Source organism: Streptomyces sp. NPDC088261 (assembly GCF_044740805.1).
GTDB lineage: Bacteria > Actinomycetota > Actinomycetes > Streptomycetales > Streptomycetaceae > Streptomyces.
The window spans coordinates 106,436-118,260 of sequence record NZ_JBIURL010000009.1; the positions used below are offsets into that span (position 1 = coordinate 106,436).

Sequence of the window (11,825 nt, forward strand, 5' to 3'; positions counted from 1 at the left end):
CCACCGCCGACAGGCAGCCGCGCTACCAGCTCGGTGGGCTCGCCAGCGCGCGCGCCAAGACGTCGTCCAGGACCCGCGCGGTCGTTTCCACGTCGTACTTGGAGTTGTCGATGATCGGCAGCCCCGACCCGTACCAGCCGGCCATCCGGCCATGGATCCCGGCCACCTCCTCGTCCGCGAGCCGGCGGTTGCCCGTGCGTTCCGCGTTGCGTTCCAGGACGATCTCCAGCCCCGGCAGCAGGACCACCGGCAACAGGCCGGGGCCGACATGGCGCTTCCAGCCGCCCAGGCCGACGACCGGGCGGTCGGGGAAGACCGCGTCGTCGAGGATGCAGGAGATCCCGTTGGCGAGGAAGTTGCGCGCGGCGAAGCCGCAGGTGCGGCGGGCCAGGCGGTACTGCGCCTCGGAGTGGTCGTTCCACCCGGACTGCGGGTCGGCGAAGCCGGAGCAGACCCACTCGCGGACGTCGTCGAGGCTGATGTGCGCCGTGGGCACCCGGCGGCTCTGGGCCCAGTGGCGCGCGACCGTCGTCTTGCCCGCGCCGGCCGGGCCGATGAGCAGCACGGCAAGCGTCGCCACGCCCGTACCGCTGTCGCCGGGCAGCGGCGCGGGGATGGGCACGGGGCCGCCGGGCGGCAGCTGGACGTGCCCGGTGACGTCGGAGGGCGCCGGCGCCGAGGGACGGCCGGGCGGCGGGACGGGCGCTTGCCGGGGCGCATGACCCAGCGGCGGCACGGCACCGGGGGGTGGCGGACGGTACAGGCGGTCCTGGGGGTGGTGCGGCGGAAGACCTTGCGGGGGCTGCGGGGGCCGGGGCGGGCCTTGGGACGTGCCCTGCGGCAGCCCGGGCTGCGGCCCCTGGGACGCGCCCTGCGGCGGCCCGGGCGGCCCCGACGGCGGACCCTGCGGGGGCTGGGGGGGCCGAGGCGGACCCTGGGAGGTGCCCTGCGGCGGCCCGGACAGTCCCGGCGGCCCCGACGGCGGGCCGAGTGGTGGCGCCGGCGGGCCCTGCGGTGGGTGCCAGCCCGGGGTGGGGGGGTGCCCCTGCCCGCCGGATGGAGGTGCCTGCCCGCCGGGCGGCGCCCCCTGCGCGCCCCGCGGAGGCGCCTGCCGCGTCCAACCGTCGTGCGCCGACCCCTGGTGAGGCGGCAGCGGAGCCCCCACTGCGTGCTGCATCCGGTGCCACTCCGTCTCGTGCGACTGACTCGACTCGTCCGGCCGACCCGTTGACCGGCCGGTTCGTACGACTGGCTGGTGCGTCTGACGCCGGGCCCCGGTCGCGTGGTTCCCGCGCTGCGACACGGTACCGCCCCCGGCCGTCCCCCGGGGAACGGCCGGGGGCGCACGTGAGTGCCCGGTCTGTCAGCCGGTCAGTTCGTCGGCCAGCGCCCGCAGTGCCAGCCGGTACGAGCCGATCCCGAAGCCCGCGACCGTACCGCTGGCGACCGCCGCGACCACCGACGTGTGGCGGAACTCCTCGCGTGCGTACGGATTCGAGAGGTGCACCTCGACGAGCGGCGCGGTGCGCTGCGCCGCCGCGTCCCGCATGGCGTACGAGTAGTGCGTGAACGCCCCGGGGTTGAGCACGACCGGGATCGAGCCGTCGGCGGCCTCGTGGAGCCAGCGGATCAGCTCGCCCTCGTCGTTCGTCTCGCGGACGTCCACGTCGAGGCCCAGCTCCTTGCCGAGTGCCTGGCAGACCTCCACCAGACCGGCGTAGGACGTCGACCCGTACACGTCGGGCTCCCGTGAGCCCAGCCGCCCCAGGTTCGGGCCGTTGAGGACCAGGACCGGCCGGCTCACGCCGACACCTCGCCGTACGCGGCGAGCAGGACGGCGGGGTCGGGGCCCTCCAGGACGGTCGGCTTGGCGAGCCCGTCGAGCACGATGAACCGCAGCAGGTTCCCCCGCGACTTCTTGTCGATCCTCATGTTCTCCAGCAGCTTGGGCCACTGGTCGGCGCGGTACGTGAGCGGCAGCCCGACGGACTCCAGGACGGCGCGGTGCCGGTCGGCCGTCGCGTCGTCCAACCGCCCGGCCAGGCGGCCCAGTTCGGCGGCGAAGACCATGCCGACGGAGACGGCGGCGCCGTGCCGCCACTTGTACCGCTCGTTCTTCTCGATGGCGTGGGCCAGCGTGTGGCCGTAGTTGAGGATCTCGCGCAGCCCGGACTCCTTGAGGTCGTTGGAGACGACCTCGGCCTTGACGCGGATCGAGCGCTCGATCAGCTCGGCGGTGTGCGGTCCGGCAGGCGTACGGGCGCCCTGCGGGTCGGCCTCGACCAGGTCGAGGATCGCGGGGTCGGCGATGAAGCCGGCCTTGATGATCTCGGCCATGCCGCTGACGTAGTCGTGCACACCCAGCGAGTCCAGCGCGGCGAGGTCGCAGAGCACTCCGGCGGGCGGGTGGAAGGCCCCGACCAGGTTCTTTCCCTCGGCGGTGTTGATGCCGGTCTTGCCGCCGACGGCCGCGTCGACCATGGCCAGCACGGTCGTCGGCAGGGCGATCCAGCGCACGCCGCGCAGCCAGGTGGCGGCGACGAAGCCCGCCAGGTCGGTCGTGGCGCCACCGCCGACGCCGATGATCACGTCGGTACGGGTGAAGCCGGTCTGCCCGAGCGCCTTCCAGCAGTACGCCGCGACCTCGGCGGTCTTGGCCTCCTCGGCGTTCGGCACCTGCACGGCGACGACGTCGTACCCCTGGTCCGTGAGGTCCTGGCGCAGTGTCTCGCCGGTCTCGGCCAGCGCCTCGGGGTGGATGACGGCGACGCGCCGGGCCTGGGGGCCGATGAGCGCGGGCAGTTCACCGAGCAGCCGCCGGCCGACCAGCACCTCGTACGGCGCGTGGCCCGCGCTGCCGCCGACCTGGACGCGGGTGGACTCCTGGTCTGTCATACGAGCTTCTCCTTGCCGGGGGTCCGGGGGGCCGTCCCGGGGGAATGCTTGAGCTCCAGCGCGTCGAGGACGGCTTCCGCGACCTCGTCCGGGGTGCGGTCGTCGGTCGCGACCACCACCCGCGCGACGTCCGTGTAGTGGTGCCTGCGGGCCTCCATCAGCTGCTTCCACTGCTGGCGCGGGTTGATGGCGAGCAGGGGGCGGGCGGTGTTCAGCCCGACGCGCTTGATGGCCTCGCCGACCTCCATCGTCAGGTAGACGACGGGCAGTCCGGCGAGCAGGTCGCGGGTGGCCGCGTCGAGGACCGCCCCGCCGCCGAGTGCCAGGACGCCGTCGTGCTCGGCGACCGCGAGCCGTACCGCCTCGCGCTCCAGCTCACGGAAGCGCGGCTCGCCGTCGTCCACGAAGATGTCCGCGACCGTCCTGCCCTCGGCGGCGACGATGTCGGCGTCCGTGTCGCGGTAGTGGGTGCCCAGGCGTTCGGCGAGCAGCTCGCCGACGGTCGACTTGCCGACCCCCATGGGCCCGACGAGCACCACCACCGGGCCGGTCATCGGATCACCAGGTTCTTCAGGTACGACTCCACGTTGCGGCGGGTCTCCGGCACGCTGTCGCCGCCGAACTTCTCCGCGACGGCGTCCGCGAGCGTGAGCGCGACCATGGCCTCCGCGACGATCCCGGCGGCCGGCACGGCACACACGTCGGAGCGCTGGTGGTGGGCCTTGGCCGTCTCCCCCGTCACGACGTCGACGGTGGCCAGCGCGCGCGGCACGGTGGCGATGGGCTTCATCGCGGCCCGTACGCGCAGCAGTTCGCCGGTCGTCAGGCCGCCTTCCGTACCGCCGGACCGGCCCGAGGAGCGCCGGACGCCGTCCTCGGTGGCCACGATCTCGTCGTGCGCCTGGGAGCCCGGGACCCGGGCCAGCCCGAAGCCGTCGCCGACCTCGACGCCCTTGATCGCCTGGATGCCCATCAGCGCGGCGGCGAGCCGGGCGTCGAGCCTGCGGTCCCAGTGGACGTGCGAGCCGAGCCCGACGGGCACGCCGTACGCCAGCACCTCGACCACGCCGCCGAGGGTGTCGCCGTCCTTGTGGGCCTGGTCGATCTCCGCGACCATCGCCTTGCTCGCGTCCGCGTCGAGGCAGCGCACCGGGTCGGCGTCGAGCCGCTCGACGTCGGAGGGCTTCGGGTAGACGCCGTAGGGCGCCTTGGCCGAGGCCAGCTCCACGACGTGCGAGACGATCTCGATGCCGGCCGTCTCCTTGAGGTAGGAGCGGGCGACGGCGCCGAGCGCGACCCTGGCGGCGGTCTCCCGGGCGCTGGCGCGCTCCAGGATGGGCCGGGCGTCCGCGACGCCGTACTTCTGCATGCCCGCGAGGTCGGCGTGACCGGGGCGGGGGCGGGTGAGGGGTTCGTTGCGGGCCAGTCCCGCCAGCACCTCGGGGTCGACCGGATCGGCCGACATGACCTGCTCCCACTTGGGCCACTCGGTGTTGCCGACCATGATCGCGACGGGCGATCCCATGGTCAGGCCGTGCCGTACGCCGCCGAGGAAGGTGATCTCGTCACGCTCGAACTTCATCCGCGCGCCGCGACCGTAGCCGAGGCGCCGCCGGGCGAGGTGGTCCGCCACCATCTCCGTGGTGATGGGCACACCGGCGGGAAGACCCTCCAGCGTCGCCACCAGGGCGGGGCCGTGCGACTCCCCCGCGGTCAGCCAGCGCAACCTGCTCAACGGTGCTCCTCTACTCGCGCCCGGAACTGCATCGGCGCCACCGGGTGCGCGGCCCTGGCCCGCCGTCTCCGATCCTCCCACGATCGCGGGCGCGGACCGCCCGCCGGTCCAGAAAACGGACAGAGGCGGCTTGATCCGGCCGGATCCGTGGCCAGGGGCCGGCCGGACAGGCGTCAGCGGGCGGCGAGTGCCTGTTCGCCCGCCTTACGCATCACCGGCAGCGGCGCGGGGGCGCGGCCCGTCATCATCTCGACCTGGAGGACGGCCTGGTGGACGAGCAGGTCGAGCCCGCCGACCACCTGGCCGCCCCGCGCGGACCACGCGGCGGCGAGGGCGGTGGGCCAGGGGTCGTACAGGACGTCGAAGAGGGTGCCGGGGTGGTCGGGGACCTGTCCGGCGAGCGCGTCGGAGGCGCCGGCCGGGGTGGTGGCGACGACCAGCGGGGCGTCGAGCGCCCCGGCCGCGTCCGCCCAGTCCGCCGTACGGAACTCGACGCCGAGGCGGGCTCCCCAGCCGCGCATCTCGGCGGCGCGGGTCTCCCCCCGTACGTAGGCGGTGACCGGGCCCGTGCAGATCCGGGCGAGCGCGGCGAGCGCGGACGACGCGGTGGCGCCCGCGCCGAGGATCGCGGCGGACTCCACCGTGGTCACGCCCCGCTCGCGCAGGGCGGCGATCATCCCCGGGATGTCGGTGTTGTCGCCGGTACGCCGGCCGTCGGCGCCGAGGATCACGGTGTTGACCGCCTCCACGGAGGCCGCCGTGTCGGTGATGCCGTCCAGGAGCGGGATGACCGCCCGTTTGAGCGGCATGGTCAGTGACAGCCCGGCCCAGGACGGGTCGAGCCCGCCGAGGAAGTCGGCGAGCCCCGTCTCGGTGACCTCGAACCGGTCGTACGACCACGTGGTCAGGCCGAGTTCGCCGTAGGCCGCGCGGTGCAGGACGGGCGACAGGGAGTGCGCGATGGGCGACCCCAGGACGGCCGCCCGGCGGATCCCCGGACTAGTTTCCCTGCTTGGCATTGAATTTGTCCTTGAGTTTCTGGAACTCCTCGTACGTCTTGGCGAATTCGGTCTTGTGCACCCCGTCGGTCGCCACGAAGTACAGCCAGCCGTCCGAGGTCGGATCGAGCGCCGCCGCCAGTGCCTCGGCGCCCGGGTTGCTGATGGGTCCCGGCGGGAGACCCCGCTGCGTATAGGTGTTGTACGGGTCCTGATTGCTGTTGATCTCGGACTCGCTGATATTGATGTTGCTCTCGCCCTGGAGGTAATTGAAGGACGAGTCGAACTGGAGTTTCTGGTTGGTCTCCGTGTTGGTGGGCTTGAGACGGTTGTAGACCACCTCGGCCATCTTCCGGAAGTCGTCGTGGGTCTTGCCCTCGACCTGCACGAGGCTGGCGACGGTGATCATCTCCCACGGGCCGTCGACCTTGAACTTCTTGGCGTTGGCCTCCAGGTCGAGTTTGCCGTATTCGGCGTTCGCCCGGGACACCATCTTCTTGAGGACGGATTCCGGTTTCATGCCCTTGGCGACCGGATAGCTCGCCGGATAGAGGAAACCTTCCAGCGGGTCCTTGAGGTTCTTGTGGCCCTGTGCCCAGTCCGGCAGACCGAGACTGTTGAGCTGCTTCTTCGCGACGGCGGCGGTGGTTCCCTTGTCGAGTTTGAGCCTGTCGTCGATCATCTTGTAGATCTCGGCGTTGCGCTTGCCCTCGGGAATGACCAGCGCGTTGTGACTGGCCGGGTCGAGCATCGCCTTGACGGCGTTCTCGCCCGACATTCCCTTCCGGAGCGTGAAGACGCCCGCCTGGACGAGATTGCCCTTCGGGTTGTTCTTCTGCGCCTCGACAAAGGCGCCCTCGCTCTTGATCACGCCGTTCTTCACCAGGATCGCCGCGATCGCGTACCCCCCGGAGTCCGGCGGGATCTCCACCTGTACCTCGGTGGTGCCGGTACCCGTGAAGTCCGGCGGCGGGCCGAAGCGGTCCTGGTAGAAGGTGTAGCCGACATAGCCGATCCCGCCGACGCCGCCCACGAGCACCACGGCGAGGACGAGGCAGGCGCGGCCGTTGCCGCCCTTCTTCTTCTTTTTCGCCGACTTGCCACGACGGTCACGGCTGTCCCGGCCGTCGTCCTCGTCGTCGTGTCCGTCGTCGTGCCCGTCGTCGTCCTCGTCGTCGTTCCGGGGGTCCCGGGTGCCGGACGCGTCGTCGTCGCCCGTGAAGAAGGGGTGGGTCTCCGGGGGCCGCTGAGCGTCCCACTCGTTCTCCGGAACCGCCGGTGCGGCCGGAGCCGCCGCCGCGGCGGGGGCCGGTGCCTGCGGCTGCTGCGGCTGCTGGGGCTGGGGCTGCTGCGGCCTGGACTGCGGGTACGCGTCCTGGGCGCCGTAGTAGTCCTGGCCCTCCGGGTAACCGCCCTGGTGCTGGGCCGCGTAGGGGTCGGACGGATTCCCGCCGTACACCATCGCGGCCTGCTGCTGGGGGTCCCAGGCTCCGTTACCGGGGTGGTACTGCTGCTGGTGCGGCACCTGCTGCCCGCCGTATCCCTGCGGCTGCTGCTGGTACTGCTGCTGCCCCTGGTACTGCTGCGGGTCCTGGTACTGCTGCGGATTCTGCTGGTACGGCTGGGGATCCGCGTACTGCTGCCGCGCGTCGTACTGCTGCCCGCCGTCGTACGACTGCTGCGGGTACTGCTGCTGTTGCTGCTGCTGGTACGGATCCTGACCGGCCTGACCGGCGTCGTACCCCTGCTGCGGATACTGCTGCTGAGGGTGCTGCGGCTGCTCGCCGTAGGGAACGCCCTGGCCGTCCGCCGCCTGCGGCGCTCCCCACCCCTGATCCCCGTACAGGGGATCTTCGGGGTGCCACGGTTCGGAGCCGGGGCCCCGGCCATAGTCAGTCATCGATCCCCTAGAGCCGCGAGGCGGCGGCCGTGGCACCAGCGGTACGGCGTCCGTTTCGCCTCTTGCTGTGCGGCAGCTGTTCGAACACCGCCGCATCGCGCGGAACGTTACCGTACCGCGATCAGATGACCACTTCGACGCCCTCGCCCGGGGCTTCGCCGGAGCCTCGCTCGGTCTCCAGGGCACTCTGAAGGATGACAACCGCCGCCACCTGGTCGATGACGGAGCGGCCCTTCTTTGACTTCACGCCGGAAGCACGCAACCCCTGACTGGCGGTCACCGTGCTCATCCGCTCGTCCACCAGTCGTACCGGCACGGGTGCGACGCCCCGCGCGACCTCCTGTGCGAACGTACGTACCTTCGCCGCGGCAGGCCCCTCGGCGCCGTTGAGGGACCGGGGCAGGCCGATCACGACCTCGATCGGTTCGTACTCCTCGACGAGCTGCCGCAGCCGCCGGTGGGCGGCCGGGACGTCACGTCCCGGCACGGTCTCCACCGGCGTCGCGATGATCCCGTCGGGGTCGCACGAGGCGACCCCGATCCGGGCGTCCCCGACGTCGATCGCGAGCCTGCGTCCGCGTCTCATGCGAGCCGTTCCACGGCAGGTACGGGGGCGTCCACGGGGGCGTCAGGCCGTCTCGGCGACAAGGCGCTCGACGGCGGCCACGGCGTCCCCGATGGCCTCCGGGTTCTGCCCGCCGCCCTGGGCGACATCCGGCTTGCCGCCGCCTCCGCCACCGAGGGTCTTGGCGGCGGTACGCACCAGCTCACCGGCCTTGAGGCCGCGCTCCCGGGCGGCCTCGTTGGTGGCGATGACCGTCACGGGACGGCCGCCGGACGTGGTGAACAGGGCGACGACCACCGGCCGGTCACCGGGCATCCGGCCGCGCACGTCGAGGACCAGCTTGCGCAGGTCGTCGGCCGACGTGCCGTCGGGGACCTGGCCGGTCACCAGGGCCGTACCGCGCACGTCCTTGGCGCTGTCGGCGAGGCCGCCGGCAGCGGCCAGCACCTTCTCGGCGCGGAACCTCTCGATCTCCTTCTCGGCGTCCCGCAGCTTGGAGAGCATCCCGGAGATCTTCTCGGGCAGCTCCTCGGAGCGGCCCTTGACCAGCTCCTGGAGCTGGGCGACGACGGTGTGCTCCTTGGCGAGGAAGTTGTACGCGTCCACGCCGACCAGGGCCTCGATCCGCCGTACGCCGGAGCCGATGGAGGACTCGCCGAGCAGCTTCACCAGCCCGAGCTGGGCGGTGTTCCTGACGTGCGTACCGCCGCACAGCTCCTTGGAGAAGTCGCCGATCGTCACCACGCGGACGCGCTCGCCGTACTTCTCGCCGAACTCGGCGATGGCGCCCTGCTTCTTGGCCTCGTCGATGGACATGACCTCGGCCTGGACGTCCAGTTCACGGGCGAGCACTTCGTTGATCTTCTGCTCGACGTCGGTGAGGACCGTGCCCGGTACGGCGGCGGGCGAGCCGAAGTCGAAGCGGAAGCGGCCCGGGGAGTTCTCGGAGCCGGCCTGGGCGGCCGTGGGGCCGAGGGCGTCGCGCAGGGCCTGGTGCGTCAGGTGGGTGGCGCTGTGGGCGCGGGCGATGGCCCGGCGGCGGTTGAGGTCGATGGCGGCCTGGACGGGGGCGCCGACGGTCACCTCGCCGACCTGGACGACGCCCTTGTGCACGGAGACCCCGGGCACGGGCTGCTGGACGTCGCGGACCTGGATGACGGCGCCGGTGTCGAGCCGGATCCGGCCCTGGTCGGCGAGCTGGCCGCCGCCCTCGGCGTAGAACGGCGTGCGGTCGAGGACGACTTCGACCTCGTCACCCTCGGTGGCGGCCGGCGACGACACCCCGTCCACGAGGAGGCCGACGATGGTCGACTCGTTCTCGTTGGAGGTGTAGCCGGTGAACTCGGTGGAACCGCTGTGGTCGGCCACGGCGCGGTAGGCCGAGAGGTCGGCGTGGCCGGACTTCTTGGCCTTGGCGTCGGCCTTGGCGCGCTCGCGCTGCTCCTTCATGAGCCGGCGGAAGCCGTCCTCGTCCACGGAGAGGCCCTGTTCCGCGGCCATCTCCAGGGTGAGGTCGATGGGGAAGCCCCAGGTGTCGTGGAGCAGGAAGGCCCGGTCGCCGGAGAGCACCCGGCCGCCGGCGGCCTTGGTCTCGGTGACGGCGGTGTCGAGGATGTTCGTCCCGCCCTTGAGGGCCTTGAGGAAGGCGGCCTCCTCGGCGAGGGCGACGGTCTCGATGCGCTTGCGGTCGGTCTCCAGCTCCGGGTACTGCTCGCCCATGGTCCTGATGACCACGTCGATCAGCTCGGCGACGACCGGCTGGGTGGCGCCGAGGAGGCGCATGTTGCGGATGGCGCGGCGCATGATGCGGCGCAGCACGTAGCCGCGACCCTCGTTGCCGGGGGTGACGCCGTCGCCGATGAGCATGGCGGAGGTGCGCATGTGGTCGGCGACCACGCGCAGCGAGACGTCCGAGCCGTGCTCGGCGCCGTAGCGCACGCCGGTCAGCTCGGTGGCCTTGTCCATGACGACGCGCAGGGTGTCGGTCTCGTACATGTTCTGTACGCCCTGGAGGATCATGGCGAGGCGTTCGAGGCCGAGACCGGTGTCGATGTTCTGCGAGGGCAGGTCGCCGAGGATCTCGAAGTCTTCCTTGCCGGTCCCCTCGCCGCGCTCGTACTGCATGAAGACCAGGTTCCAGATCTCCACGTAGCGCTCGTCGTTGACGGCGGGGCCGCCCTCGACGCCGAAGTCGGGGCCCCGGTCGTACATGATCTCCGAGCAGGGGCCGCAGGGGCCGGGCACGCCCATCGACCAGTAGTTCTCCTTCTTGCCGAGACGCTGGATGCGCTCGGCGGGGAACCCGACGACGTCACGCCAGATGCGCTCGGCCTCGTCGTCCTCCTCGTACACCGTGACCCAGAGCCTGTCCGGGTCCAGGCCGAAGCCGCCGTCGGCCAGGGAGGTGGTGAGCAGCTCCCAGGCGAGCTTGACGGCGCCTTCCTTGAAGTAGTCGCCGAAGGAGAAGTTGCCGCACATCTGGAAGAAGGTGCCGTGGCGGGTGGTCTTGCCGACCTCTTCGATGTCCGGGGTACGGACGCACTTCTGCACGCTGGTGGCGCGCGGGAACGGCGGCTTGACCTCGCCCAGGAAGTACGGCTTGAAGGGCACCATGCCCGCCGGGACCAGCAGGAGAGTCGGGTCGTCCGCGATGAGCGACGCCGAAGGGACAACGGTGTGACCGCGCTCCTCGAAGAAGCTCAGCCAGCGACGGCGGATTTCGGCCGACTCCATCAGTGGTCCTCATTCCGGTTGTGCGGGTTGTAGGGGTTCGTACGGGGGCGCGGGGCGCCGGTCCTGTCGGTGTACTCGGTGTACTCGATCGCCGTGACGCGCCCGGGCGCGGGGAGCGCCGGGTTCACCGGCGCCTCCAGGCCGAGCGCCTCGCCCAGTTCGGCCTCGCGGCGGACCATTCCGGTCCGCACGTCGAGGGCGAAGTCCTTGAGCTTGTGACCGGCGTCGATCGCCTTGTTCGCGGCCTGCGCGGCGAGGGACTCGGGGGTGAGCTGCCGGAGCTTGCGGTTGACCTTGGTGGTCGCCCACACGCCGGCCGCCGCACCCGCGGTGAACCAGAACGTACGGCGGAACATCGCTGCCTCAGCCCTTCTTGTTCCTGCGCCGGGCGGCCGGCACCGTACGGCCCACGACCGTGCGGCGCGTTCCGCGCTCGGGGGCGGCGCTCCCGGGGGCCGGGGCGCCCTTGCGGCTCAACGCCTGTCGTACGCCGTAGCCGAAGGCCGCGACCTTGACGAGGGGGCCGCCGAAGGTCGAGGCGACCGTCGAGGACAGCGCGGAGGCGTTGGAGGTGACTTCCTGGACGTCGGTCGCGATGGCGTCGACGCGGTCGAGCTGGGTCTGTGCGGAGCGTACGGTCGCCGAGGCGTCGGCGAGCAGCGGTACGGCCTGCTCGGTCACGTCCGCGACGAGTCTGGTGGCCGCCTTGAGCGTCTGGGCCAGCCTCACCAGCACCACGGCGAGGAAGGAGACCAGAATCGCCCAGAACACGGCCACGAGGATCCCGGCAACTTCTCCACCGGTCACGCTGCACCGCTCCCCTGCTTGTTCGGTCGAATCGCTTGGTTGCCCGCTCCGGCGAAGGTGTCTTCGCCGCTCCGCCGACGAGGTACGACCCTATCGCGCCGCGGGTCGGGGCCCGTACCGCATTACGGCCCGGCGCAAACGCGGAAACCCGCCTCCTCCGCACCGGTGACGGCGGGGAGGAGACGGGCCGGA

The 11,825-nt window shown here is 71.9% G+C and carries 11 protein-coding genes; all 11 read right to left on the minus strand.

Annotated features, from left to right (window positions below; translation table 11 throughout):
• Positions 1 to 22 precede the first annotated feature (22 nt).
• The 11 genes from ACIODU_RS19140 to ACIODU_RS19190 all read right to left on the minus strand — a co-directional run bounded on the left by ACIODU_RS19140 (position 23) and on the right by ACIODU_RS19190 (position 11,633).
• A complete protein-coding gene (locus tag ACIODU_RS19140; protein WP_401769158.1) occupies positions 23 to 964 on the minus strand; it encodes an AAA family ATPase in 942 nt (313 codons plus the stop codon).
• Between the two features lie 399 nt (positions 965 to 1,363).
• Positions 1,364 to 1,804 (minus strand): type II 3-dehydroquinate dehydratase, encoded by a 441-nt coding sequence (gene aroQ / locus ACIODU_RS19145; RefSeq protein ID WP_401768893.1) that lies wholly within the window; start codon positions 1,802 to 1,804, stop codon positions 1,364 to 1,366.
• Entirely contained in the window at positions 1,801 to 2,895 is a 1,095-nt protein-coding gene (gene aroB / locus ACIODU_RS19150; protein ID WP_356424648.1) for a 3-dehydroquinate synthase, read from the minus strand. Before aroB ends, aroQ begins: the two co-directional genes overlap by 4 nt.
• Positions 2,892 to 3,449, minus strand: a complete 558-nt coding sequence (locus ACIODU_RS19155) for a shikimate kinase (protein ID WP_356424651.1) — start codon at positions 3,447 to 3,449, stop codon at positions 2,892 to 2,894. Before ACIODU_RS19155 ends, aroB begins: the two co-directional genes overlap by 4 nt.
• Positions 3,446 to 4,630 carry a chorismate synthase gene (aroC, locus tag ACIODU_RS19160; RefSeq protein WP_401768897.1) on the minus strand — a complete coding sequence of 395 codons (1,185 nt, stop codon included), beginning with the start codon at positions 4,628 to 4,630 and terminating at the stop codon, positions 3,446 to 3,448. The genes ACIODU_RS19155 and aroC overlap by 4 nt, the downstream gene beginning before the upstream one ends.
• Before the next feature lie 173 nt (positions 4,631 to 4,803).
• On the minus strand, positions 4,804 to 5,649 hold the full coding sequence (locus ACIODU_RS19165; protein WP_401768900.1) for a shikimate dehydrogenase: 846 nt from the start codon (positions 5,647 to 5,649) through the stop codon (positions 4,804 to 4,806).
• Entirely contained in the window at positions 5,630 to 7,528 is a 1,899-nt protein-coding gene (gene mltG / locus ACIODU_RS19170) for an endolytic transglycosylase MltG (RefSeq protein ID WP_401768903.1), read from the minus strand. The genes ACIODU_RS19165 and mltG overlap by 20 nt, the downstream gene beginning before the upstream one ends.
• A gap of 121 nt (positions 7,529 to 7,649) precedes the next feature.
• Positions 7,650 to 8,114: a Holliday junction resolvase RuvX gene (ruvX, locus tag ACIODU_RS19175; protein ID WP_401768906.1), complete on the minus strand. Its 465-nt coding sequence runs from the start codon at positions 8,112 to 8,114 to the stop codon at positions 7,650 to 7,652.
• 42 nt (positions 8,115 to 8,156) lie between these two features.
• Positions 8,157 to 10,826 carry an alanine--tRNA ligase gene (gene alaS / locus ACIODU_RS19180; protein WP_401768909.1) on the minus strand — a complete coding sequence of 890 codons (2,670 nt, stop codon included), beginning with the start codon at positions 10,824 to 10,826 and terminating at the stop codon, positions 8,157 to 8,159.
• Positions 10,826 to 11,182: a hypothetical protein gene (locus ACIODU_RS19185; RefSeq protein ID WP_401768912.1), complete on the minus strand. Its 357-nt coding sequence runs from the start codon at positions 11,180 to 11,182 to the stop codon at positions 10,826 to 10,828. Before ACIODU_RS19185 ends, alaS begins: the two co-directional genes overlap by 1 nt.
• Positions 11,183 to 11,189: 7 nt before the next feature.
• Positions 11,190 to 11,633 carry a DUF948 domain-containing protein gene (locus ACIODU_RS19190; RefSeq protein ID WP_401768914.1) on the minus strand — a complete coding sequence of 148 codons (444 nt, stop codon included), beginning with the start codon at positions 11,631 to 11,633 and terminating at the stop codon, positions 11,190 to 11,192.
• Positions 11,634 to 11,825: the final 192 nt, after the last annotated feature.